This window comes from Pseudoalteromonas luteoviolacea (genome assembly GCF_001696455.1).
Taxonomy (GTDB): Bacteria; Pseudomonadota; Gammaproteobacteria; order Enterobacterales; family Alteromonadaceae; genus Pseudoalteromonas; species Pseudoalteromonas luteoviolacea_C.
Genome location: NZ_MAUJ01000006.1, coordinates 1 through 24,118 on the forward strand (window position 1 = coordinate 1; position 24,118 = coordinate 24,118).

Below are 24,118 nucleotides of genomic sequence, written 5' to 3' on the forward strand. Positions count from 1 at the left end.
GCTTGTTCTTTCGCCAAACGCTCCGCTTCTTCACGTTCCGCTTGTTCTTTCGCCAAACGCTCCGCTTCTTCACGTTCCGCCTGTTCTTTCGCTAAACGCGCCGCTTCTTCACGTTCCGCTTGTTCTTTCGCCAAACGCTCCGCTTCTTCACGTTCCGCTTGTTCTTGAGCTAAACGTTCCGCTTCCTCATGTTCGGTCTGCGCCTTATCAGACTTCCCAAACCCTAACCAAGACAGAAATTTATTCTTTTTTCCCATAACCAACTAATACCATGAAAGTTTTGTATTGCGATCCAGTGTTCATAACAATCTGTATGATTCACCGCAGTAAAGCCAAGCATCAACAGAGTAAAATCTCATCAGCATAACAGCTTGAGCTTTAGAAATTGTGCAAAGACATTAATAATCAAATTTAGACTCAGTAATCATTGTTATAATCACAGAGTTAACGCCATAATGTGCGTCTAGTGTATCATGTTCCAAGTAGATGAAAAATTTATAATCGTGCACCTGCAACTCGATAGTGAAGTTATATGAGAAAAAAGAAGCCTCAAACCCAAAGCAATGGTCATATCAGAATAATCAGCGGTAAATTTAAAGGCCGAAAACTCCCTGTAAAAGATGTGGAAGGTTTAAGACCCACAACAGATAGAGTAAAAGAGACCTTATTTAACTGGCTAATGTCTGACATTCGAGATGCCTCTATATTGGATTGCTTTGCCGGCTCCGGAAGTCTTGGCTTTGAATGTCTGTCTCGCTTTGCTAAAGAAGCCACTTTTGTAGAGCTGGATAAAGGCGCTGTTAATCAGATAAAAGCAAACACGCTCACGCTTGCTCTAGACAATGCATTTGTATTTCATACCAGCGCATTAGAGTTTTTGAAAAACAATCAAAAAGGCCAAAGTTTCGATGTGGTTTTTCTCGATCCCCCTTTCAGAAAAGATTTGTTATCTCCGTGCTGTGAACTTTTGGAACAGCACCACTGGCTACATGATGACACGTTAATTTACGTTGAGTTTGAAAAAGAATCCCAGCCAAAACTTCCTGATAACTGGCAACTTTTAAAAGAAAAACAAGCTGGTCAGGTCATGTGTATGTTGTTTAGCCGAACTTAAAAGGTATTCGCTAAATTTAGTCGTCTAATTTGAAGCATGACACAATAATTAAGATCCGCTATAATTTGATCTTTACACGCGGTCTCGCTTCGGCTTACAATACCGCACCATTTTTGAACCAATTGACCATTTTTCGGTCAATTTGAGCCAAGCTCATTATTTAGGTAGGTGAATTTTTAATGCCAGTAATTAAAGTAAGAGAAAACGAACCGTTTGACGTAGCACTTCGTCGTTTCAAGCGTTCATGTGAAAAAGCAGGTATCCTTTCTGAAGTTCGTCGTCGCGAGCACTATGAAAAGCCAACTGCAGAGCGTAAGCGTAAGAAAGCAGCAGCTGTTAAGCGCCACATGAAAAAGCTTTCTCGTGAAAACGCACGTCGCGTTAAACTATACTAATTAACATTTGGTCTTGTACATATGAGCTTATTAGCGACGCTAAAAGACGCCCAAAAGGAAGCAATGAAAGCCAAAGACAAACCTCGTCTAGCGGCAATCAGAGCAGCTCTAGCTGAAGTCAAGCAACGCGAAATTGATAACCAGACAACGTTAGACGATGCTGGTATCACCTCCGTGTTGGTTAAACTGGTTAAACAGCGCAAAGACTCTTTCACTCAGTATACTGATGCGGGAAGAGAAGACTTAGCAGATGTTGAAGCTGGTGAAATAAAGGTGCTTGAATCATTCTTACCACAACCTCTATCAGAGGAAGAGGTATTAGCAATGATCGATGCAACCATTGCTGACACAGGCGCAGCTGGTATGCAAGACATGGGTAAAGTGATGGGTGTGATTAAAGCGAAAGCTGAAGGTCGCGCTGATATGGGCAAAATCTCTGGTTTAATAAAGCAAAGATTAAGCGCATAATACCCGCATACAAATGTATGAAATTAGTAAACCGAGCCACGCGCTCGGTTTCTTCGTATAAGCGTTAGGAAAAATATGGCTGGCAAAATTCCACGACAGTTTATCGATGACTTACTGGCTAGAACGGATATCGTCGAGTTGATCGATGGCCGCATCGGCTTGAAAAAAGCGGGTAAAGATTACCAAGCTTGTTGCCCGTTTCACAACGAAAAGACCCCATCTTTTACCGTTTCTAGAGATAAGCAGTTTTATCATTGCTTTGGTTGCGGCGCAAACGGCAATGCGATTTCATTTTTAATGGAATACGACAAACTTGAGTTTGTTGACGCGATTGAGGAACTTGCAGGATTATACAATTTAGAGATCCCTAGAGAGCAAGGACTTGGCGGCCCCCAACGTAGTTTTGAGGAAAAAAAGTCTGATTACGATTTAATGATGCAAACAGCTAACTTTTATCAAAATCAGCTGGCCAACCATAGCAATGCAGCCTCTGTTTCTGGCTATATTCAAGGGCGGGGTCTATCACCGCAAACCGTTAGTAAATTTTTAATTGGGTACGCCCCGCCAGAGTGGGATGCATTGTTATCACGGCTCGCAAAAACACCTGCCCACCGTCATCAATTGGTCGAGTTAAAACTTGCCAGCGAAAAGACACCTGGTCGACAATTTGATTTCTTCCGTGACCGCCTAATGTTTCCAATCCGCGATAAACGTGGTCGTGTAATTGCGTTTGGCGGTCGAGTAATGGGGCAAGATCAAGGGCCAAAATACCTCAACTCACCTGAAACAAGAATCTTTCATAAAAGTTTTGAACTATATGGCTTTTATGAGGCCAAACAGGCACATAAATCCCTTGAACAAGTATTAATTGTCGAGGGCTATATGGATGTAGTCGCGCTTTCAGAATATGGCATCGACTATGCGGTCGCAGCACTTGGTACTGCAACCACAATTGAGCATATGCAAACCTTATTTCGTAATACAGACAAAGTAATATGTTGCTATGATGGGGACCGTGCAGGTAAAGATGCAGCTTGGCGCGCATTGGAGCATGCATTACCGAACTTAAAAGATGGAAAATCTCTAGGGTTTGTCTTTTTGCCTGACGGCGAGGATCCTGATTCTCTGGTGCAAAAAGAAGGTAAAGAGCAGTTTGAGCAAAGGCTGAAGAGTGCAGATGACTACGGCAAAGTACTGTTCAGTCGTCTTTCTGAGCAGTGTGATCTGACAACAGATGCAGGAAAAGCCAAGCTAATGGCAGAGGCTATCCCGCTCATTAACAAAGTTCCCAGTGAATATTATCAAGAGTCTTTGTTAACCACATTGGCGCGATTAATTGGTAGAACGCGAGAACAGCTGAGTGCCAAATTGGCAACACCGAAAAAACAACATGCTATTGAGCGCAAGTTTAAAGTCACGCCAATGAGAAGAGCTATTGGACTGTTATTACAGCACCCGAGCTTGGCGCAAAGTGTAGATTATCTACCTGAGCTCGCACATATGCAGTTACCCGGTATGGCATTGTTTCTCAGGTTGCAACATAGCTGTTTAGAAAACACGCACTACACGACCGCACATATACTTGAGTCGTTTCGAGATACATCAGATTACGAAGCACTCAAAAAGCTGGCTACTTGGCAACATAATATCCAAGAAGAAGCATTAGAAGACGAGTTTAAGCACACTTTTAAATTTATTGAAGATCAGTGTTTAAATCTGCGTTTAGAGACCTTACTTATTAAGGACAAAACTGAGGGCTTAAGTGGCGATGAACGACTAGAATGTGCGTTATTAACCCAAGCTTTAAGCACTCGTAGAACTGGCCAAAATTAATTTTTGGTGTTATAATGTTCTATTCACTGCGTCAACCAAAATAACGCTGTTTTTAGCTGGCGCCCGTTGTATAAACTTTATCAGAGTGGAAGCAAAAATCTCTATGGATCAATCTCCTCAGTCACAACTCAAACTTCTGATTCAGAAAGGTAAAGAGCAAGGTTACTTAACTTTTGCAGAAGTTAACGATCACCTTCCACAAGACATCATAGATTCGGATCAAGTAGAAGATATCATTAGCATGATCAATGATATGGGTATTCAGGTTTCTGAAGCAGCCCCTGATGCCGATGAGTTGATGATGCAAGAAACCACCACCGACGAGGATGCGGCAGAAGCAGCGGCAGCTGCGCTAGCAACGGTAGAAAAAGAAATTGGCAGAACAACAGATCCTGTGCGTATGTATATGCGTGAAATGGGTACCGTTGAGCTTCTGACTCGGGAAGGCGAAATTCAAATAGCAAAAAGAATTGAAGAAGGGATCAATCAAGTACAGATTTCTGTAGCTGAATACCCTGAAGCAATTACTTACTTACTTGAACAGTGGGACAAATACGAAGCAGAAGAGATGCGCCTTAGCGACATCGTTACGGGCTTCTTTGATTCATTAGAAGATGATGAAGCAACAATTTCAGCAACACACATCGGTTCTGAGCTAAGTGAAGAAGACTTAGATGATGAAGACGATGAGTCTGAAGACGATGACGACTCAGAAGAAGGCGATAACGGCCCTGATCCAGAAATTGCTCGTGAACATTTTGAAGAACTACGTGCCTTATACACAAGCGCAAGACAATGCTTTGAAGAAAAAGGTCGCAGTCACCCAGATTCTCAGGTAGCAATTAAAGAAATCGGCGAATTATTCCGTAAGTTTAAACTTGTACCAAAACAGTTTGACCGCATGGTTAACAACATGCGCGAAATGATGGATAAAGTGCGTGTTCAAGAACGTATCATCATGAAACAAGCGGTACAAATTGCAAAACTACCAAAGAAAACATTCGTAAAGCACTTTGCAAATAACGAAACTGACGTAGCTTGGATTGACGCGGAAATCGCATCTGGTGAAAAACACTCAGACAAATTACGTCAAGTAAGACCTGAAATCGATCGCTGTATCAATAAGCTTAAAGCCATTGAAGAAAGTACGGGTCTCAGTGTAGAGCGTATTAAAGACATCAACCGCCGTATGAGTATCGGTGAAGCAAAAGCTCGTCGCGCTAAGAAAGAGATGGTTGAGGCAAACTTACGTCTAGTAATCTCAATCGCGAAAAAGTACACCAACCGCGGTCTGCAATTCTTGGACCTAATCCAAGAAGGTAACATCGGTTTGATGAAAGCAGTTGATAAGTTTGAGTACCGCAGAGGTTATAAGTTCTCAACTTATGCTACTTGGTGGATCCGCCAGGCGATCACGCGTTCAATTGCCGACCAAGCAAGAACTATCCGTATCCCTGTACATATGATCGAAACGATCAATAAACTGAATCGTATTTCTCGTCAGATGCTGCAAGAAATGGGACGCGAGCCGAGCCCAGAAGAGCTGGCTGAGCGCATGATGATGCCAGAAGATAAGATCCGTAAGGTGCTTAAAATTGCGAAAGAGCCAATCTCAATGGAAACGCCTATCGGGGATGATGAAGATTCACATCTTGGCGATTTCATCGAAGATACAACGATTGAATCTCCGATTGACTCAGCAACGATGGAAAGTCTGCGTGGCGCAACTAACGAAGTACTTGCAGGACTGACAGCAAGAGAAGCAAAAGTGCTACGTATGCGCTTCGGTATCGATATGAACACCGACCACACGTTGGAAGAGGTAGGTAAACAGTTTGATGTAACACGTGAGCGTATTCGTCAGATCGAAGCGAAAGCACTTCGTAAACTGAGACACCCTTCTCGTTCAGATCTACTGAAAAGCTTCTTAGATGTAAAAGGCTAAGAGTAAAAAATACTAAAAAAGGCCGCATGATGCGGCCTTTTTATTTTGAATAACTATACATGTATATCAAGTTCTAAGGCCCAATGTTAACACTCTATCAGGATGCGACATCAATCGTGATAGTCAGACTAAAACATCGCGAAATACTTTAGAAACCTCGAATAGCAACGTAAATTTATTAGGAATAATATTATGGCTTGGATCCAAATCCGAATTGATGCTAACAAAGAAACAGCAGATCTCATCAGTGATTTACTGATGGACATCGGTTGCCCTTCTGTGACTTTTATCGATAGCCAAAATAACCCCGTCTACGAGCCAAAGCCTGGCGAAGTGATCTTATGGCCAGAGACAACTGTAATCGGACTTTTTGAAGCGACACACGATATGCAAGCGGTTGTAAGCCATTTATCAGCGAATATGCCCGACGCACCCAAATATAAAATTGAGCAATTAGAAGACAAAGACTGGGAGCGCGAGTGGATGGATAATTTCCACCCGATTAAGTTTGGAGAGCGATTGTGGATTTGCCCAAGTTGGCGTGATATCCCAGATCCTGACGCAGTAAATGTGTTACTTGACCCAGGCCTTGCATTTGGTACTGGTACACATGCCACCACCTCACTGTGTTTAAAGTGGCTCGAAGCACAGGATCTAAGTGGTAAAACAGTTGTGGATTTTGGCTGCGGCTCAGGCATCTTAGGTATCGCTGCCATTAAGCTGGGCGCAGAGCGCGTTATTGGCATCGACATTGATCCTCAGGCGCTTGTCGCAAGTAGAGACAATGCACAGCGCAATAGTGTTGCAGACAAACTAGAGGTGTATTTACCTGAAAATCAGCCTGACTTCAAAGCCGACATAGTTGTTGCAAATATTCTCGCTCAGCCATTGAGAGAGCTACACGAAATCATTCTTGGTTTCTTAAAGCCAAAAGGTGCAATTGCCATGTCAGGGATACTTGAAGAGCAAGCGGAATCCGTTGCAAATGTTTATGCACCTTATATTGACTTAGATGCAATAAAGCAAGAGGGTGAATGGACCCGCGTAAGCGGAATTACAAAACAATAACACCTGTAACGCACCCAATTTGGGTTAGTAATCTATTACGCGTAAAGCCTCCAATTAACAGGCTTTACGCTTTTTTTACAGCATGTGAAATAAATTAAAACTGTCACATAAAATAATTTTGTTTATTTTTAAGTCAATTTTTTCCCGCCTTCATATTGTTACCAAAAGTCAACCCAAAAAGTTCAAAAAAAAAGCACTTATGTTCAATTTATAGCCTTTGATTTTTGCAAAAAAAACCGTAAACTTAGCGCCCCTTGAAAAGAGGCAGATTGAGTAGCAGTGCGTATAGGCCCATATCAACTTGAGAACAATGTAATCGTCGCGCCAATGGCGGGGATCACCGACCGTCCATTTAGACAGTTATGTCGACGTCTAGGTGCTGGACTGGCAGTGTCGGAAATGTTGTCTTCAAATCCTAAGGTATGGAAAACTGATAAATCAATGAACCGTATGGATCATTCTGGTGAATCAGGTATACGCTCGGTGCAGATTGCGGGAGCTGATCCTGAACTCATGGCACAAGCTGCTCAATTTAATGTCCAAAATGGCGCGCAAATCATAGATATCAATATGGGTTGCCCTGCCAAGAAAGTGAACAAGAAACTCGCAGGTTCTGCACTATTGCAGTATCCGGATTTGGTCGAGGAAATAGTACAAGCCGTGGTTGGCGCGGTTAACGTACCTGTCACCTTGAAGATCCGTACAGGATGGGATCCGGATAACCGTAACGGCGTTGAAATTGCGAAAATAGCCGAACGCAATCGTATTGCATCACTGGCAGTACACGGTAGAACGCGTGCTTGCATGTATAAAGGTGAGGCAGAATACGACACTATCAAAGCGATAAAGCAGTCGGTTTCTATACCTGTTGTAGCTAATGGTGACATTACGTCCCCTGAAAAAGCAAAGCAGGTTTTGGATTATACGGGCGCAGATGCCATCATGATTGGTCGAGCCGCTCAAGGTCGTCCTTGGATTTTCCGAGAGATAGACTATTATTTGCGAACTGGAAAACATCTACCAGCCCCAGAAATTTCTGAGGTACGTGGTATTTTGATGGAGCACCTGCTAAATCTCCATCAGTTTTACGGTGAGCCAATGGGTGCGCGCATCGCACGCAAACATGTGTCTTGGTATTTGCAGTCCCATGACCAAGAAGGTCAATTTAGGCGAGTATTCAATGCCCTTGAACAGCCAGAAGCGCAAATCGAGGCATTAGAAAACTATTTTGAAACACTAGCAGCTAACTAAGAAAGAGACATAAAGATGTTCGAACAAAATGTGACTTCTCCTTTTATCACTAACGCTCATGTTCAGTCACAAGAGAAACCGCAACCATTACGCGATGCAGTTAAAAAAGCTGTCCACCACTATTTAAAGCAGTTAAATGGTCAAGACGTACAAGATGTTTACGAGCTAGTTTTATCAGAACTAGAAGCACCACTTCTTGAAGAAGTTATGACTTACACTCGTGGCAACCAAACTCGCGCTGCGATCTTACTAGGTATCAACCGTGGTACGCTTCGTAAGAAACTTAAAAAATACGGCATGAACTAATCCGTAGTTTTTATTGCTCGAAAACGCCTATCACTGGCGTTTTCGAACTCCCAGCCATTACACCTACCAACTTCAAAATTTTTAATAGCACACTTCTCCCCTTTTTAGTTACAAATTTCCCTCATAAACATACGCAAAGATAAAGTTCAGTTTTTCTCAACCTTGTTAACATGATTTCCATCGTTTTCTCGTCCTAGTTAAGCTAAAATACAGCCTTTCTAAGCTAGCCCTTAACTAATCATTGAGGAAATCAAAACCATCATGGATATACATCGTCCTATTCGTCGCGCACTTTTAAGCGTGTCAGATAAAACCGGTATCGTTGAGTTTGCCCGTGCTCTTGCAGAGTCAGGCGTTGAACTACTTTCTACAGGCGGTACTTGTAAGCTCCTTGCCGAAAATGGCATTCAGGTAACGGAAGTATCTGACTACACAGGCCACCCAGAGATCATGGATGGTCGCGTGAAAACCCTCCACCCTAAAGTACATGGTGGGATCTTGGGACGTCGTGGCCAAGATGAAAACGTTATGGCAGACAACAACATCTCTGCTATTGATATGGTTGTAGTTAACTTATACCCCTTTGCACAAACTGTTGCAAAAGCTGACTGCAGCCTAGAAGATGCAATCGAAAATATCGATATCGGTGGCCCTACAATGGTACGTGCAGCCGCAAAGAACCACAAAGATGTAACAATTGTGGTTAACGCGAGTGACTATGACCGCGTACTTGCTGAAATTAAAGCCAACGAAGGCTCAACAACGTATAAAACACGTTTTGACTTGGCTATCGCAGCTTATGAACACACCGCGCAATATGACGGTATGATCGCAAACTACTTTGGTAAGCTTGTTGCTGATTACACGGAAGAAGCAGCTGAAGAGACTAAGTTCCCACGTACAATCAATATGCAGTTCACTAAAAAGCAAGACATGCGCTACGGTGAAAATTCACACCAAGACGCAGCTTTCTATGTTGAAAACGATATTGAAGAAGCATCGGTAGCAACCGCAAAGCAACTTCAAGGTAAAGCATTATCATTCAACAATATCGCAGATACCGACGCTGCACTTGAATGTGTTAAGAGTTTTACAGCGCCTGCATGCGTTATTGTTAAGCACGCAAACCCATGTGGTGTTGCTGAAGATAAAGATATCTTAAGCGCCTATGACAGAGCATTCAAAACAGATCCTACCTCTGCTTTCGGCGGCATCATCGCTTTCAATAGAGAGCTCGATGCGGCAACAGCTAAGGCGATTGTTGAGCGCCAGTTTGTTGAAGTTATCATCGCACCAAGTATTTCAGCAGAAGCAGCTGAAATCGTTTCTGAAAAGAAAAATGTTCGCCTACTTGAGTGTGGTCAGTGGGATGTTAAATCTACTGGCGTTGACATCAAACGTGTAAATGGTGGTGTGCTAATCCAAGATCGCGACCAAGGCATGGTGACACTCGATGACCTAACAGTTGTATCTAAGCGCCAGCCGACAGAGCAAGAACTTAAAGATTTATTGTTCTGCTGGAAAGTCGCTAAGTTTGTAAAATCAAACGCGATTGTATATGCACGTGACGGTATGACCATCGGCGTAGGTGCAGGTCAAATGAGCCGCGTATACTCTGCGAAAATAGCAGGAATCAAAGCAGCTGACGAAAACCTTGAAGTAAAAGGTTCTGTAATGGCGTCAGATGCATTCTTCCCATTCCGAGACGGTATTGATGCCGCAGCAGAAGCTGGCATTACCGCTGTCATTCAGCCTGGCGGTTCAATGCGTGACGAAGAAGTCATTGCCGCAGCTGATGAAGCGGGTATGGCGATGGTATTCACAGGAATGCGTCACTTCCGCCATTAATCGAAAAGCGCGAGACGTTTAACGTTTCGCGCTTTTTGTTTGCACCAAATTCAAGTATTCTGGCCAAAAGACAATCACAATAACTTGAAGGAACTGAATAATGAAATTAGGTATTAAAGCTTTAATTGCCGCGGGCATCGTCACTGCCATCGCTGGTTGTAGCAGTACAGGTGGTTCTGAGAGCTCAACGGTTGGTATTGCCAAAGCTGCGCAAAGTGGTGAGCGAGCAGAGAGCAACCGTGCACGTGACAAATACCGCAATCCAGTCCAAACATTGGAGTTTTTTGGTCTTAAGCCGAATATGACCGTGGTAGAAATTTCTCCAGGCGGTGGTTGGTACACCGAAATACTGGCACCAACGATTAAGGGTCAAGGTACGCTATATGCCGCACACTTCCCTGCAAGTTCTGAAAGAGAGTATTTTAAGAATTCGCTTGCCGCCTTTAAAGATAAAGTTTCTACCGATCCGCGCTTTAGTGAAGTGAAAGTTACTGAGTTCTCAGCGGCTTCTCACCACGACGTGGCACCAGCTGGCTCTGCGGACATGGTTTTAACGTTCCGCAACGTGCACAATTGGTATATGCGCCCAGGTGACGAAGGTGTTTTAAATTCTTTTAAAGCATTTCATAAAGCCCTAAAACCTGGTGGTATCTTGGGTGTGGTGGAGCACCGTTTACCGGAGCACCGCAACACAGAAGATCAGAAACGTTCAGGTTATATGAAGCAAAGCTACGTCATCGAAATGGCGAAGAAAGCGGGCTTTGAATTGGTAGCAAGCAGCGAAATCAATGCTAACCCTTTAGACAGCGCAAACCACCCGCGTGGTGTTTGGACGCTACCGCCTAGACTTGCGCTTGGAGACGAAAAGTCAGCGCAGTACAAGGCGATTGGGGAAAGCGACCGTATGACTTTAAAGTTTAAAAAGATTTAATAGGAAACTTTGCCATGAATGTACTTGTCATTGGCAGCGGTGGCCGCGAACACGCACTCGCGTTCAAAGCCGCTCAAAACCCATCTGTAAAAACTGTATTTGTTGCACCTGGTAACGCAGGTACGGCACTTGAACCAAAGCTTGAAAATGTCGCGATTGGCGTTGAAGATCTAGACGCATTAGTGGCATTTGCAAAAGAGCAAAAGGTTGAACTTACGATTGTAGGACCTGAAGCACCGCTTGTTATTGGTGTGGTAGATCGCTTCCGTTCAGAAGGTTTAGCGATATTCGGCCCAACTCAAGCTGCTGCGCAGTTAGAAGGCTCAAAATCTTTCACGAAAGACTTTTTAGCCAGACATAGCATCCCAACGGCGAGCTATCAGACATTTACTGAGATAGACCCAGCCATTGCATATGTTAAAGCGCAAGGTGCACCAATTGTTGTTAAAGCAGATGGTTTAGCGGCTGGTAAAGGCGTCATCGTTGCAATGACAGAAGCTGAGGCTGAAGAAGCAATTCGTGACATGCTCGCTGGCAATGCATTTGGGGATGCAGGCAGCCGAGTAGTAATTGAAGAGTTTCTTGAAGGTGAAGAAGCATCTTTCATCGTCATGGTAGATGGCAAAAACGTGTTACCTTTTGCCACCAGCCAAGACCATAAGCGTGCATACAATGGCGATCAGGGTCCAAACACTGGCGGCATGGGCGCATACTCACCGGCCCCTGTCGTGACACAGGAAATCCATAATCGCATTATGGACGAGGTAATTAACCCCACTGTTGAAGGCATGGCGGCTGAAGGCCACCCTTATACAGGATTCCTATATGCCGGCTTGATGATCACAGCCGATGGCACGCCAAAAGTTATTGAATATAACTGTCGTTTTGGTGATCCAGAAACACAACCTATTATGCTTCGCTTGCAGTCAGACCTAGTTTCATTAATTGAAGCTGCGAACAGACAAGAACTTGACCAAACAGATATTCAGTTTGATCCAAGAGCTGCTGTGGGTGTTGTACTGGCGGCTAAAGGCTACCCAGCAAGCTATCCAAAAGGGGATGCGATTTCAGGTCTTCAAGTAGAGTATTCTGAAGGTGAAAAAGTATTCCATGCGGGTACTAAACAACAGGGTAACGATGTTGTGACTGCGGGTGGACGTGTACTGTGTGCAACAGCACTTGGCCACTCAGTGACTGAAGCTCAGAAACGCGCTTATGCACTGGTAAAAGACATTCATTGGGATGGTGTTGAATATCGTACAGATATTGCCTACCGAGCGATTGCCAGAGAGCAATAGCCTCTGTAAATAGTAATAAAAGCGGCTGTTAATCGGCCGCTTTTTTATTTTAAATAATAAAATATTGAATAAAAATAAAAACCAATATCAATTTCAAACAATTGAAATATATGTGTTTTTTATTTTTACCATTGGTATTTTGCACCTGACTTGCTAGGATCTCCTTTTGATTCATCTTTAGGGGCGTAAAGATGCAAGGTACTTTGAAAAAACTCAAAGCCACACTCACAAACCCAATTCAATACCAATTGCCAATTGGCGATGAGCTCGTCAACCTTAACGAGTACTTTGGTCGTGAAATTACACTGACCTTTAGCGGTAATATTTATTGTTGTAGCTGCGGTAAGAAAACTAAAAAAAGCTACTCACAAGGCCATTGCTTCGTCTGCATGAAAAAGCTAGCAAGCTGCGATATGTGCATTATGAAGCCTGAAACCTGTCACTTTGATAAAGGCACTTGCCGAGAGCCGGAGTGGGGGGAAGCTAATTGTATGATCCCGCATTATGTCTATTTAGCCAACACATCAGGGTTAAAAGTTGGTATCACTCGACACACTCAGATCCCGACACGTTGGATAGATCAAGGCGCCACACAAGCTCTGCCTATTTTCAAGGTTCAAACACGCTTACAGTCTGGCCTCGTAGAAGTCGCACTGGCAGAATTTATTGCCGACAAGACCAATTGGCGCAATATGCTTAAAGGGATAAACCCCGAGCTAGACCTTAAAGACAGCGCACAAATCTTGATCCCCAAGATTCAAGAGAAATTAGATGAATTGGCGCAGCTGTTTGGCGCTACGGCAATCGAAAGGTTAGATGAAGATGTGGTTGATCTCACTTTCCCTGTGAATGACTACCCGACAAAAATAAGCTCTTTTAACTTTGATAAAGAGCCTACGGTAACGGGCGTTTTAAAAGGGATAAAAGGCCAATACCTCATTTTTGAAAACGGCGTGATCAATATCCGTAAATTCACTTCTTACGAGGTCAGTTTCTCGGCCTGATAAAACCCAGCCCAAGCCGCTTGCGAGAGCGGCTTGCAGTATAAATACCCTTGCATAGCATGGCAGCCTAGCTTTTGTAAAAACTGCATTTGCTCTGGCTTTTCAACGCCCTCTGCCACCACATGCAAGTTGAGCGCTTTCGCCATCGCAACGATCGCACTCACGACCTCACTATTGCCATATTCATCAGGGATTTTTGCGATAAAACTGGGATCTATTTTTAAAATGTCTATCGGTAATTTGGTCAGGTAACTCAATGCAGAATATCCGGTCCCAAAGTCGTCTAACGCGATACTCACCCCTAACTTTTTCAAGTCACCCAATACCGTTTTTGCTTTTTGAAAGTTTCCAACGAAGCAACTTTCAGTGAGCTCTAACTCAATCTGGCTTCCCGTTACACCATACTTATCCAGTGCAGATTTCAGCGTATTAACTAAATTCCCTTGTGTCAGGTGTTGTGCTGAAACATTAATAGCTAACCGACGAACTTCACAGCCTTGTTGATGCCAAAAGGCCAACTGTGCACACGCTCGATCAATCACCCACTCATCCAATTTGACAATCAACCCCAACTCCTCTGCCAGTGGAATAAATTGCCCCGGTGAAATCATACCTAGGTTAGGGTCTTGCCATCGCAATAAGCACTCTAAACTCATAATGCGGCCACTGGCTAAACATTTTAAAGGCTGAAAGTACAGTTCAAACTCACCGTTTTCAAGCGCACTTTGGAAACGACTCTGCATCGATAACCGTTCCAAAGAACGCGCATTCATTGAGGCTTTATACATCTGAAATGAGTTTCTCCCTAACTCTTTTGAACGATACATAGCAACGTCAGCATGCTTGAGTAGGCTCTCACTGTCTAATCCATCCTCTGGGTACATGGAAGCGCCTAACGAGGCGGTCGCTGCAACGGAAATTTCCCCCAAATTAAAGGACTTGTTAAATTGTAATAACAGCTTATCGGCAAAAGAAAGTACGCTTTCCACTTCGCTTACTTCGGTAAGAAGCACGACAAATTCATCCCCCCCCAAACGTGCTAATGTATCACCCTCTTTGAGTATTGACTTGATGCGCTCACTCACCTGAATTAGTAGTTTATCCCCTGCACTATGACCTAACGTATCATTCACTTCTTTAAAGCGGTCCAAATCAATGAACATAATACTAATTCTTTGATTGTCACGATGCGCTGACGCCAACGCCATTGCCAGTCGATCGTAAAATAATCGCCGATTTGGTAATCCCGTTAGCTCATCAAAATAGGCAAGCCTTGCAATTTTTTCTTCTGCATTTTTACGCTCTGTAATATCACTGAAAATCGCAGCATAGAGCACTTCATCACTGTAGGGTTCATTGATCTCAATGATCGTTAACCACTCAACATAAATTTCACCGTTTTTCTTTTTATTACAGATCTCTCCTTGCCAAACCCCTTTTTCTCTCAGCTCTGCCCACATGGTATCGTAGTAGGGTTTTTCATGTAATCCTGAGCTCAAAAGGCTGGGCTTTTTACCAATGACTTCATAATCTTGATACCCTGTTAAAGCACTGAAAGCTGGGTTTATTTGAATTATTTCTCCGCTGCTTCGCGTGATCATAATGCCATCTAACGATGCATCAATGATGCGATTTGCTAAGTATAAGTTCTTTTCTGATTTTCTAAGGGCAATATCCCGCTGCGCAAGTACATTTTCTAATTCGCTACAGTAGGCAGTTTCAATTTCTGTCAGCACATTTTTTAGTGCCAATAATCCAACAACTTGCTGCGTTTGAGGTGCTCTCACAACCAAATGCCGAATAGATTTTGCGGTCATTTTTCTGTAGGCATCAAATAGACTGTCATCAGGTGTCATGGATAACATGGGATAACTCGCCAATTGCCAACAAGGCATTTGCCACTGTGGCTCTAAGATTGCGTATGCCACATCCCTTTGGGTGATAATGCCAAATTCATTCAATTGCTGATGATAAACCAATACAGCTGTTGCACTTTCAGTGCGCATCACCTCTATCGCCTCGCTGACACATTGCTCGCTATCAAGTATTTTTACGCTAGAGTCATAATGATCAGCAATGGGACGAAAATGTAAGTAATGATCTAGGCCTTGGTTACGCACGATATCCGATAGAGACACTACGCCAATTGGCGCAAAGTCTTCATCTTTGACTAACAGGTGCCGAATGCCCAGCTGATGAAGTTTAACCGTCGCTTCGCTGAGTGTTTTATCGACCAATATATCATGGACTGGCGAAGTCATAACCTGCCCAATGGGCAACTCCATAATGCGAATATTTTTAATATCAAGTTTGACACAGTCTGATTCGGTCCAAATGCCGACGATTTCTCCATGATGTTTGACGAAAATGGAGCTAATACTGTGTTTTTGCATTATGCAGAGCGCATCATACAAGCAGGTCGAATAATCACATGACAGTAAGTTAGTCGAAAACACGTCTTTTATTTTCAGCTGACGTGAATCACCCATCATAAGCACTTTCCTCGCAATTACACTATCAACTTGAGTATACTTTGCCACTTAGTGCCGACTTTGACTGAGAACAAATTATGATGATTAAATCGTACCCATTAGTGCTTATATTCGACCAAAGTATAGAGTATGTGGACAGTGCCAAATCCCTACAAGATAGTTTGTTCTACCTTTCAGAAAAGCAATTAAAAACAGCGATATATATAAATGAAGATGCAGAGATCTACGACTTAGATGGCAACCCTCAGAATGCGCCAAGCTTTCCCTATTTGACGACATTAGTGCAACAAAGACTGGCTTCAGAGGGGCAATGCTGTACAGTAAAGATTCAAATAACTCAATTAGGCCAACTATTTAGCTTATTGGAAGAGTTTAACTAAAGCTCAGCAAGCGTGCGTAAGTGCGTCTCAACGCTGCGACCTAGCGATGAAAGGTCGTAGCCTCCTTCTAGACACGAAATGATCCCCAAACAGTTTAACTCCTGACTCAGCACAGCGACTTCTTTTGTGAACCAAGCATAATCACTTTCGACAAACTTAAGTCCGCCCATGTCATCTTCTAAGTGCGCATCAAATCCCGCACTGATGAATATAAGCTCGGGTTTAAATGCTTTAAGAATAGGTGACCACTGTTGAGAAAACAGCGCCTTTAAGTCATTGCCATCACTGGCAACAGGCAGCGGTGAGTTTACAATCGTTTCGGTGTTCTCAATTTCGCTATTTGGGTAAAAAGGATATTGAAATAAAGAGCAAAATAAAACATCAGGATCATCTTTAACAATTGCTTGCGTGCCGTCACCGTGGTGCACATCAATATCTAGCACCGCGATTCGTTTCACCCCCTGCTGTTTTGCATAAGCGACGGCTATAGCGACATTATTGAACACACAAAACCCGGCAGACTTGGTCTGACTTGCATGATGACCTGGAGGACGTACCGAACAAAATGCGGCGTCAAGACGCCCAGCAAGCACTTCATCAACAGCCAAAATACCCGCGCCGACAGCGCGCTCAATCGCTTTTAAAGAATCCTTACATAGTGAAGTATCGCCATCTAGTTCTGCCAACCCCTGTTTAGGCATTGCATCATACACTTGCTTGATATGTTCCTCGCTGTGCACCAGAGAAAAATGCTCGGTATCAGCTTTAGGCGCAGTCAAATGCGTTAAAGCAATATCCAACCCTGACGCTAAAATGCGATCAGAAATCGCGTCCAACCTCTGTGGACATTCAGGGTGCTCTTCCTGCATTTTGTGCTTTCGGCAAAATGGATGACTTATGATGGCTGTGCGCATAACAATTCCTTGAGAGAGACCAGACCAAGTGTATCAAAACTCACTTAGGCGAGCCTTGATACTTTGGTTCTATTTATGCTCTTTAACCTTTAGGCTTGGGAAAAGCCTCGAGATTAAGGTCATGGAAGTCAAAACTGAAATCTGTGATCTCCGGATTCACCCACTCCATTTCTGCGGTTTCAATGTGACCTTTCCCATTCAGTTTAAAATGGATATAGGCGTCTGCTTCGAGTAACTTTTCATCCCACTTCACCACAAATGTATTACCATCATGGTGATGGAGTGACCCCTTTAATAATCCAGTGTGGGTAAAGTCGATACGTAACTCTCCTGCGACCTTTTCCACGATGACATCCCCATACCAAGGACTGCGTAAAGTGCCGGTATAGTGATCATGAGGTAGGCCCTTTTTCTTTCTTTTTGGCTTTACCGGTCCAAGCTTGCTGTATTTTTCACGGCGACTATCATGATACGCCTTAGCACTGTCAGCTACCCAATCTTGTGGCTCGAGACCAAGCGCTTGTTCAAACACTTCATTGGCTATTGCATTGAGTGCTGGGTAAGCCTGCTGGTTGGAGAGTAAGACAACGCCTAAACCTTTTTCAGGGATCATTGCGACCTGAGAGCCCATCCCTAAAATGCCCCCCATATGACCTACTTTTTTATAGCCGAAATAACTTTCCAAAGACCACCCTAAGCCATAACCTTTGAAGTGCTGTCTGAAATTCTGTAGAGCTTGCTCTTTGGGTATACGCATAATATGTGGATGCCACATCATGCTTTGCGAGTGTGCGCTGAATAGCACCTCCCCTGAAGGCGCGGTACCTGCATTCATTTGTGTCTGCATCCACTTCGTCATGTCAGTTACATTAGACGCAATAGAACCTGCGCCCCGAAAATCTTCGAGATAATCGCCAATGAACTCTTCTAATTGACCTTGATATTTAATCGTGCCCGTTGCAAAGTTTGAATTATCATGAGGGATTCTAGAAAACGCGCCATAAGAGCCCTTCATACCCACAACAGAAAATATGTTTTGCTCTATAAATTGCTGCCAGCGCATACCGCTCACACGACTCACCACTTCGCCCGCCACAACAAACATCAGGTTGTTGTAATTGTACTCATTGCGAAATTGCGATACCGGCTTTAAGTGCTTTAAGGCCTTTAATATATCCTCAATAGACTTGTCCGTATCTGGCCAAATCATCAAATCACCAGCCCCAAGGCCGAGCCCGCTACGGTGACTCAATAAATCTCGAATCGTCATTTGCTCAGTTAACGCTTTACTATAAAGCTCAAACTCAGGTATGTGTTTTACTACCGGATCATCCCAATTCAGTTTCCCCTGCTCAACGAGCATTGCTAATGCCGCCGCAGTGAACGCTTTACTGTTAGATGCAATGCCAAATAAGGTATGTTCATCCACCAGCGATGATTTTCCATAACTTTTGATGCCAAACCCTTTTGCCATTACCACTTTTCCATCATTGACAATACCGACAGCAAGCCCAGGTATCGAAAAGCTTTTCATAGCCTGATTAACTGACTTTTCTACTTCTTCCAACTGAGTATCCGTAAGTGCCATTGTACTGCTGCTCATCAGTAGTACTGAACTGACCAAAAGTGCTTTGTGCCAAAGAGTGTGCTTCATTTCCGTATTGCCTTGTTATTTGTATATCTCTAATTCTAATTTTTCCCGCTCAATGTCGGGGTCTTGCGTGCTAGCCTGAGCATCAATTTTTTCTATGTAGCTGTGAGGAAAGTCATGTTCTCTCGCGCCATTTAAAACGTGCTGTTTATACCAGCTAAATGGTAGTTGCTCAGGATCAAAAGTGTTTGCAATGTAGCAGTGCGCCGTTATGACTTCACCGCTTTTGAGTCTGACAGGTTTGCTCGCACGGTCATACCTAACGCCTTCAATCGAGTCCAATATACTTAATTCTTCCTTTGAAAGCGTGTAAACCACACCAAAAACACTGTTAGCTGTGGTCTCTGTGCATGCTATGTCACATTTTGCTGATCCATCCGTACTCAACATGTTAAATGTTAATTCATATCCTATCAGTTCAGCTATCCCTTGACACTGCGCATGAGGTAATCGTTTAAGCAAACGTTTAGTTGACACGTTAGAGCCGTAAGCGAAATAGTGTTGTGTTGATGTTTGCATCTTTAGTCCTAAACCACGACTCTAAAGGCTAACAATATCAATATCACACCGATACCTCGATCAAACCAGTGGCCTGCACGGTGGAAAAAACACCTGACTGAGTCTCTTGATAAAATAACTGAGAGAATAGAGAACCAGACCCACGTCGCTAACGCCATATAAACACCATAAAAGATCTGCACTTGTTGAGGGGTTCCAGGGTCAATCATTAACGTAAACAATGACAAGAAAAACAACGTTGCTTTCGGGTTGAGGGCATTGACCAAGAACCCTCTGCGCAGAGCCTTCCAGTTAGATTCTGATGCAAGTTTTTCGGCTGTTTCCGTTTGCCCTTCAGCCGGTTTTGCTGAGCGCAAAGCTTGAATCCCCATGTATGCTAAATATGCCCCAGCAAGATATTTGAACACATTGAACAATTCCGGCGACTGCGACAGCACAAGGGCGACACCAAGTAAACAGTAACTGACATGCACAAAAATTCCGAGGCCTACACCAGCACTTGTAAAAAGCGCATTCTTTCGACCTTGCTGCACACTTTGCTTTAACACTATCGCAAAATCAGGGCCTGGGCTTGCTACAGCGAAGAAGTGAGCCAATGCGATAATCAAAAACTCATCTAAATATTCAAGCACGGCTACGCTCCTCAAGCGCCAATAAAAGGGGGTCCGGACTGGTGTGTAAAATCTGCTTCAACTGCTTTTCAGCTTTTTTATACATACTTTTTAAATGAGGTTTTAAATGCTTGCCGCCATTGCTGTTTGGCTTAAAGTGGCATACTAGAGCATGCAAAAACACACTTTCCTGTTCACTTAACGCGGCTTGGCGATTCGCATATGGGTTATAACAAGAACCACATCCACCTCGAAAGTGGTATGCGGTATTACATAACATTGTGCCGAAGCCCATATAAATTGCCAAAACATCCGCTGCAACTGATAAGTTTTGCTGCCCCCCAGGTGGTAGTTTACCAACGTGATGGATAAGCATTAAAGCCATACTGCCTGCCATACTCGCAACCAAATCTTGAGGCTGGTTAATTTGATTGGGGTTATAGGACACCGCAACAGCCTGCAGCGGTGCCTGAATTAACTCTAGGCCATCTCCTCGAAGCCCATTGGCAAAAGCGAAATGAGGAAATGTCTGTTGCATAGGCATTAATTGAGGGGGTGACAATTGAATAGGCCATTGGGTTAGACCCGCATAATCTCTGACCCGTTGAAAAACCGAGCTCGCCATGTCTTCAACACTGGTCACCCTGTCAGGGAAAAATTGCTCGGTAGGCTGCACTATTTGCGTTTTCTGTAAGAAATAGTCACTGTCAAAGTGCTCAACAGCCCATAAAAACAAATCCAATATTGATTGGGACTCTGATTCTTCTAATAGTGGTTTTGACTTAAAGATAGATAACATATTCAATCCAACACGATCTCTTAGATAAACAGCAACACCTTATCAAGGAGCCTTCATTTGAAGCAAGCTGCCTGACTGATTAAATGAATTAAAACCAGTTTAACATTATTTAACTTTTAATCATCGGTTTAGCTATTTATGCTGTGTTGGCTTTCATGCTGAACAGCTTTATTATATAGCTCTGTAGAATAATAAGCCGTACTTACCATGCCACACATCATCTTAGAACATTCAAAGACACTTGATGTTTGTCCAACTGAGCTTCTCTCTTCTGTACATCAAAGTGTCATAGATTCAACACTATTTGACATAACCACAATTAAAACCAGACTTATAGAATCCCATGCTTGTATACTCGGCGATGGTAGAGAAGACTTTGTCCACGTGCAAATACACTTACTTGAGGGGCGAACGCAATCGCAAAAGCAAATGTTAAGTGAGTTGGTGCTCTCTAAGTTGCAACAACTATTGCCTGCGAGTGTCAGTTTGAGTGTTCACCCTTATGATTTAGACCCGACTATTTATCGAAAAAATTAAATAATTTATAAATAGTACTTTTGTATAACAGATTACCCGAGAACTACCATGAAATTCCCATGCCGTTTAGACAAGTTTGTAAGTAATATTGGTGAGCTGCCACGCACCAAAGTAAAGTCGTTAATTAAAAAGGGCAATGTCACCGTAAACGGCCTTGTTTGTAAAAAAAACGAACTACAAATCACCGCAACCGACGAAATAAAGATTAACGATAATATACTGAAATACTTGGGTAAAAGGTATTTTATGTTGAACAAACCACAAGGTTATGTGTGTGCAAATCAAGATGATTTACACCCGACTGTTTTTGACCTTTTGGATGAGCCTAACTTAAAAGATTTTCATATTGCAGGTAGGCTGGATATCGATACTACTGGCCTAGTCCTCATTACAAATGACGGGGACTGGTCACATCAAATAACGTCGCCTAAGAAACAAAAATTCAAGACATACCTTGTTGAAACGAAAGAAATAATCACAGAGGAAGCACTACAAAAATTGCGTGAAGGCGTTGCGCTACACAATGAAAAACAACTCACTCGCCCAGCCCACGCTGAGGCTTTAGATAAATACGCATTACGCCTATCGATCTGCGAAGGAAAATACCATCAAGTAAAGCGTATGCTTGCCGCCGTTGAAAACCATGTTGTTGAATTACATAGAGAAAAAGTTGGAGACATTGAGTTAGATAGCGACTTATCCGAAGGTCAGTATCGACCACTTACGGAACGTGAAATAAGCATAATCAATGCAATTTAATGGGGGAAAAAGTCGTCATATGAGGAAAAATCATCTAATTTTTATTCATATACAGTAATCGGCTACTTACATACTCCGCTTAAACATGATAAATCATAAAAGTGGAGTTCCATAAACAATTAACTAGATCTCTGTTAAGGTGCAAATTGTGTTTTCGACCCTGACTTTAAGACTAAAAATAATCCTATTCGCAGCAGCCATCTTTATCGCGCTTATCCTGGTTGCCGTGCTGGGACTACAGTCACTGCGCCATGCCAGTGAAACAGATAACATTGCACGTATTAACCAACTAATGAAAAGCACGGTTAATATTGTTGAGCAGTTTGAACAATTTGTACAATCTGGAGAGCTTTCAGAACAAGAAGCCAAGCGACTTGCGGCTAAGATTTTACAAGAAAATAAATACCACGACTCTGAGTATGTCTATGTAGTGGACAACAAGTTAGATTTTGTTGCCGCACCTCACGATCCACAGCTACACGGAACGAGTTTCAATGACTTCAAAGATGCCAATGGAAACAGTATTGGCCGCTTGGTAGAAAGGCTCGTTGGCAATAAAACCAATCGGATTATCACCTACCACTGGACGTCTGAGCGTAATGGTGAGGTTGTCGATTTAACTTCTGTTGTACAGAAAACGTCGCGCTTTGGCTGGTACGTAGGCACCGGGATCAGTTACAAAGAAGTAGATGCCCGATACTGGGAAACGGCTAGCTGGCTTTTGTCTTTATCTCTCATTATTGCAGTAGCCCTGACCTTTGCCATTGCTCGATATGGCCTATCGTTGTCTAACAAACTTGGCGCAGAGCTCAATGACGTACTTGCCATAGTTAGAGAAGTGTCTCAGGGTAATTTAACCTCCCTAATAGATACTTCGACTGCGAAAGATTACAGCATTATGGCGGCAATGCGTTATATGCAAGATGGTCTCAAAGGCGTCGTCGGAGGGCTAATGACTGTCAGTGATACGCTTAAAGAGCAAAGCTATGACGGCGAAGCTCGTTCGACCGAGCTGGAAAATTTAACCCAGAGCCTTAGCGAAGAAACACAAATGGTCGCGTCCGCAATCACGGAGCTAACGGCGTCAGCTCAAACCGTTGTTGAACATGCTGAACAAGCTGCTTTTTCAGTGCAAGAAGCAGAGAACCAAGGCCAAAATGCAGACCGCTTAACAAGTGACGCGTCCGAAGCTATCGCATTACTGGAGCAACAAATTGACAGTGCAGGAAGTAATATTCAGGCACTCGATGAAGAAGTGAACAACATTGCCAATGTATTGAGTGTCATTCAAAGTATTGCCGAGCAAACGAACTTACTTGCACTAAACGCCGCCATTGAAGCCGCTCGCGCAGGCGAACAAGGGCGTGGATTCGCAGTTGTTGCAGACGAAGTACGCCAGCTTGCTCAGCGAACTCAATCAAGTACTGAAGAAATTCATACTATGATAGGAAACTTACAATCTGCGACACAAGAAGCAAAGTCATCAGTCTCTCTGAGTATCGCTACCAGTGAAAAAACCGTCACCATGTCAAGTGAAGCAAGCGAAGCGCTTCGCAGTGTTGCCAGTTCACTGAGCGCCATCTCTCAAATGAGTGACCAAATTGCTTTGGCAGCAAAGGAACAGTTGGCAGCCGGTGAGGATACTGCACAAAGAGTTGTGACGATATCTGATACCGCGTCACAAACAGCGAATGTCTCGCAGCAAGCACATGCAGCAACCGACAGCATCAAGGCACTCGCAACTCAGCTAGAATCAGAAATGGCAAAATTTAAGCTTTAATATCACAGCATTACCAAACAATAAGTTACGCGAAAAAATAGGGACTAAGTTCCCCTATTTTTTTGGGTAATTTTTTTCACAAATTGGCCTGAATTTAGCATCTTATTTTTTTGTAAAAAAATGTTTAACTCCAAATTATTTGGTGTTAAATTCATTGAGTCACCCGCATAAATACAGACTTTAAGTACTACCAAAAATAGATATTTTGGTTCTTT

At 43.2% G+C, this 24,118-nt stretch carries 22 protein-coding genes and 1 pseudogene; 16 read left to right on the forward strand and 7 right to left on the reverse strand.

What is annotated here, in order from left to right; genetic code table 11:
• Nucleotides 1-257: pseudogene (locus A7985_RS16700) on the reverse strand (signal recognition particle-docking protein FtsY); the annotation flags it as partial.
• A gap of 275 nt (nt 258-532) precedes the next feature.
• Here A7985_RS16700 and rsmD point away from each other — a divergent pair.
• The 12 genes from rsmD to A7985_RS16760 all read left to right on the forward strand — a co-directional run bounded on the left by rsmD (nt 533) and on the right by A7985_RS16760 (nt 13,461).
• On the forward strand, nt 533-1,114 hold the full coding sequence (gene rsmD / locus A7985_RS16705; RefSeq protein WP_065791575.1) for a 16S rRNA (guanine(966)-N(2))-methyltransferase RsmD: 582 nt from the start codon (nt 533-535) through the stop codon (nt 1,112-1,114).
• 179 nt (nt 1,115-1,293) lie between these two features.
• Nucleotides 1,294-1,509 (forward strand): 30S ribosomal protein S21, encoded by a 216-nt coding sequence (rpsU, locus tag A7985_RS16710; protein ID WP_010362466.1) that lies wholly within the window; start codon nt 1,294-1,296, stop codon nt 1,507-1,509.
• A gap of 21 nt (nt 1,510-1,530) precedes the next feature.
• Nucleotides 1,531-1,977, forward strand: coding sequence for a GatB/YqeY domain-containing protein (locus A7985_RS16715; protein ID WP_065791576.1), 447 nt, complete (start codon nt 1,531-1,533; stop codon nt 1,975-1,977).
• Between the two features lie 75 nt (nt 1,978-2,052).
• Nucleotides 2,053-3,810: a DNA primase gene (dnaG, locus tag A7985_RS16720; RefSeq protein ID WP_065791577.1), complete on the forward strand. Its 1,758-nt coding sequence runs from the start codon at nt 2,053-2,055 to the stop codon at nt 3,808-3,810.
• A gap of 103 nt (nt 3,811-3,913) precedes the next feature.
• The gene (gene rpoD, locus A7985_RS16725) at nt 3,914-5,755 is read left to right on the forward strand and encodes an RNA polymerase sigma factor RpoD (protein ID WP_065791578.1); all 1,842 of its coding nucleotides are present in this window, start codon (nt 3,914-3,916) and stop codon (nt 5,753-5,755) included.
• Nucleotides 5,756-5,947: 192 nt separating this feature from the next.
• Nucleotides 5,948-6,823 (forward strand): 50S ribosomal protein L11 methyltransferase, encoded by an 876-nt coding sequence (gene prmA / locus A7985_RS16730; RefSeq protein WP_065791579.1) that lies wholly within the window; start codon nt 5,948-5,950, stop codon nt 6,821-6,823.
• A gap of 279 nt (nt 6,824-7,102) precedes the next feature.
• The gene (dusB, locus tag A7985_RS16735) at nt 7,103-8,074 is read left to right on the forward strand and encodes a tRNA dihydrouridine synthase DusB (protein WP_081310611.1); all 972 of its coding nucleotides are present in this window, start codon (nt 7,103-7,105) and stop codon (nt 8,072-8,074) included.
• Between the two features lie 15 nt (nt 8,075-8,089).
• Nucleotides 8,090-8,380, forward strand: coding sequence for a DNA-binding transcriptional regulator Fis (fis, locus tag A7985_RS16740; protein ID WP_010374122.1), 291 nt, complete (start codon nt 8,090-8,092; stop codon nt 8,378-8,380).
• A gap of 261 nt (nt 8,381-8,641) precedes the next feature.
• Nucleotides 8,642-10,228, forward strand: coding sequence for a bifunctional phosphoribosylaminoimidazolecarboxamide formyltransferase/IMP cyclohydrolase (gene purH, locus A7985_RS16745; protein WP_063380564.1), 1,587 nt, complete (start codon nt 8,642-8,644; stop codon nt 10,226-10,228).
• A 100-nt stretch (nt 10,229-10,328) separates the two neighbouring features.
• Nucleotides 10,329-11,159 carry a class I SAM-dependent methyltransferase gene (locus tag A7985_RS16750; protein ID WP_065791580.1) on the forward strand — a complete coding sequence of 277 codons (831 nt, stop codon included), beginning with the start codon at nt 10,329-10,331 and terminating at the stop codon, nt 11,157-11,159.
• A 14-nt stretch (nt 11,160-11,173) separates the two neighbouring features.
• Nucleotides 11,174-12,457 (forward strand): phosphoribosylamine--glycine ligase, encoded by a 1,284-nt coding sequence (gene purD / locus A7985_RS16755; RefSeq protein ID WP_065791581.1) that lies wholly within the window; start codon nt 11,174-11,176, stop codon nt 12,455-12,457.
• 191 nt (nt 12,458-12,648) lie between these two features.
• Nucleotides 12,649-13,461, forward strand: a complete 813-nt coding sequence (locus tag A7985_RS16760) for a DUF2797 domain-containing protein (protein WP_065791582.1) — start codon at nt 12,649-12,651, stop codon at nt 13,459-13,461.
• Here A7985_RS16760 and A7985_RS16765 read toward each other — a convergent pair.
• Nucleotides 13,437-15,953, reverse strand: coding sequence for an EAL domain-containing protein (locus A7985_RS16765; protein WP_065791583.1), 2,517 nt, complete (start codon nt 15,951-15,953; stop codon nt 13,437-13,439). The genes A7985_RS16760 and A7985_RS16765 overlap by 25 nt on opposite strands.
• A 77-nt stretch (nt 15,954-16,030) precedes the next feature.
• Here A7985_RS16765 and A7985_RS16770 point away from each other — a divergent pair, with 77 nt between their 5' ends.
• On the forward strand, nt 16,031-16,333 hold the full coding sequence (locus tag A7985_RS16770; RefSeq protein ID WP_065791584.1) for a hypothetical protein: 303 nt from the start codon (nt 16,031-16,033) through the stop codon (nt 16,331-16,333).
• Here the strand turns inward: A7985_RS16770 and A7985_RS16775 are convergent.
• The 5 genes from A7985_RS16775 to A7985_RS16795 all read right to left on the reverse strand — a co-directional run bounded on the left by A7985_RS16775 (nt 16,330) and on the right by A7985_RS16795 (nt 20,827).
• Nucleotides 16,330-17,247, reverse strand: coding sequence for a histone deacetylase family protein (locus A7985_RS16775; RefSeq protein WP_065791585.1), 918 nt, complete (start codon nt 17,245-17,247; stop codon nt 16,330-16,332). The two genes, A7985_RS16770 and A7985_RS16775, sit on opposite strands and share 4 nt — an antisense overlap.
• A gap of 82 nt (nt 17,248-17,329) precedes the next feature.
• Nucleotides 17,330-18,901: a serine hydrolase gene (locus A7985_RS16780; RefSeq protein WP_065791586.1), complete on the reverse strand. Its 1,572-nt coding sequence runs from the start codon at nt 18,899-18,901 to the stop codon at nt 17,330-17,332.
• A gap of 15 nt (nt 18,902-18,916) precedes the next feature.
• A complete protein-coding gene (locus A7985_RS16785; protein WP_065791587.1) occupies nt 18,917-19,417 on the reverse strand; it encodes a gamma-glutamylcyclotransferase family protein in 501 nt (166 codons plus the stop codon).
• Between the two features lie 8 nt (nt 19,418-19,425).
• The gene (locus tag A7985_RS16790) at nt 19,426-20,049 is read right to left on the reverse strand and encodes a LysE family translocator (RefSeq protein WP_065791588.1); all 624 of its coding nucleotides are present in this window, start codon (nt 20,047-20,049) and stop codon (nt 19,426-19,428) included.
• Nucleotides 20,042-20,827, reverse strand: coding sequence for a hypothetical protein (locus A7985_RS16795; RefSeq protein ID WP_065791589.1), 786 nt, complete (start codon nt 20,825-20,827; stop codon nt 20,042-20,044). Before A7985_RS16795 ends, A7985_RS16790 begins: the two co-directional genes overlap by 8 nt.
• Before the next feature lie 207 nt (nt 20,828-21,034).
• Here A7985_RS16795 and A7985_RS16800 point away from each other — a divergent pair, with 207 nt between their 5' ends.
• The 3 genes from A7985_RS16800 (at nt 21,035) to A7985_RS16810 (ending at nt 23,903) form a co-directional block, all read left to right on the forward strand.
• On the forward strand, nt 21,035-21,364 hold the full coding sequence (locus tag A7985_RS16800; protein WP_065791590.1) for a 5-carboxymethyl-2-hydroxymuconate Delta-isomerase: 330 nt from the start codon (nt 21,035-21,037) through the stop codon (nt 21,362-21,364).
• 48 nt (nt 21,365-21,412) lie between these two features.
• Nucleotides 21,413-22,123, forward strand: coding sequence for a 16S rRNA pseudouridine(516) synthase RsuA (gene rsuA, locus A7985_RS16805; protein WP_065791591.1), 711 nt, complete (start codon nt 21,413-21,415; stop codon nt 22,121-22,123).
• A 148-nt stretch (nt 22,124-22,271) separates the two neighbouring features.
• Nucleotides 22,272-23,903, forward strand: a complete 1,632-nt coding sequence (locus tag A7985_RS16810) for a methyl-accepting chemotaxis protein (RefSeq protein WP_065791592.1) — start codon at nt 22,272-22,274, stop codon at nt 23,901-23,903.
• Nucleotides 23,904-24,118 lie beyond the last annotated feature (215 nt).

Coding starts and splice junctions, on each gene's coding strand:
- purH (WP_063380564.1), top strand. CDS start 8,642: ATGGATATACATCGTCCTATTCGTCGCGCACTTTTAAGCGTGTCAGAT.
- rpsU (WP_010362466.1), top strand. CDS start 1,294: ATGCCAGTAATTAAAGTAAGAGAAAACGAACCGTTTGACGTAGCACTT.
- A7985_RS16760 (WP_065791582.1), top strand. CDS start 12,649: ATGCAAGGTACTTTGAAAAAACTCAAAGCCACACTCACAAACCCAATT.
- A7985_RS16780 (WP_065791586.1), bottom strand. CDS start 18,901: ATGAAGCACACTCTTTGGCACAAAGCACTTTTGGTCAGTTCAGTACTA.
- A7985_RS16765 (WP_065791583.1), bottom strand. CDS start 15,953: ATGATGGGTGATTCACGTCAGCTGAAAATAAAAGACGTGTTTTCGACT.
- A7985_RS16715 (WP_065791576.1), top strand. CDS start 1,531: ATGAGCTTATTAGCGACGCTAAAAGACGCCCAAAAGGAAGCAATGAAA.
- A7985_RS16770 (WP_065791584.1), top strand. CDS start 16,031: ATGATGATTAAATCGTACCCATTAGTGCTTATATTCGACCAAAGTATA.
- A7985_RS16750 (WP_065791580.1), top strand. CDS start 10,329: ATGAAATTAGGTATTAAAGCTTTAATTGCCGCGGGCATCGTCACTGCC.
- fis (WP_010374122.1), top strand. CDS start 8,090: ATGTTCGAACAAAATGTGACTTCTCCTTTTATCACTAACGCTCATGTT.
- rsmD (WP_065791575.1), top strand. CDS start 533: ATGAGAAAAAAGAAGCCTCAAACCCAAAGCAATGGTCATATCAGAATA.
- purD (WP_065791581.1), top strand. CDS start 11,174: ATGAATGTACTTGTCATTGGCAGCGGTGGCCGCGAACACGCACTCGCG.
- dnaG (WP_065791577.1), top strand. CDS start 2,053: ATGGCTGGCAAAATTCCACGACAGTTTATCGATGACTTACTGGCTAGA.
- rsuA (WP_065791591.1), top strand. CDS start 21,413: ATGAAATTCCCATGCCGTTTAGACAAGTTTGTAAGTAATATTGGTGAG.
- A7985_RS16800 (WP_065791590.1), top strand. CDS start 21,035: ATGCCACACATCATCTTAGAACATTCAAAGACACTTGATGTTTGTCCA.
- rpoD (WP_065791578.1), top strand. CDS start 3,914: ATGGATCAATCTCCTCAGTCACAACTCAAACTTCTGATTCAGAAAGGT.
- A7985_RS16785 (WP_065791587.1), bottom strand. CDS start 19,417: ATGCAAACATCAACACAACACTATTTCGCTTACGGCTCTAACGTGTCA.
- A7985_RS16775 (WP_065791585.1), bottom strand. CDS start 17,247: ATGCGCACAGCCATCATAAGTCATCCATTTTGCCGAAAGCACAAAATG.
- A7985_RS16795 (WP_065791589.1), bottom strand. CDS start 20,827: ATGTTATCTATCTTTAAGTCAAAACCACTATTAGAAGAATCAGAGTCC.
- prmA (WP_065791579.1), top strand. CDS start 5,948: ATGGCTTGGATCCAAATCCGAATTGATGCTAACAAAGAAACAGCAGAT.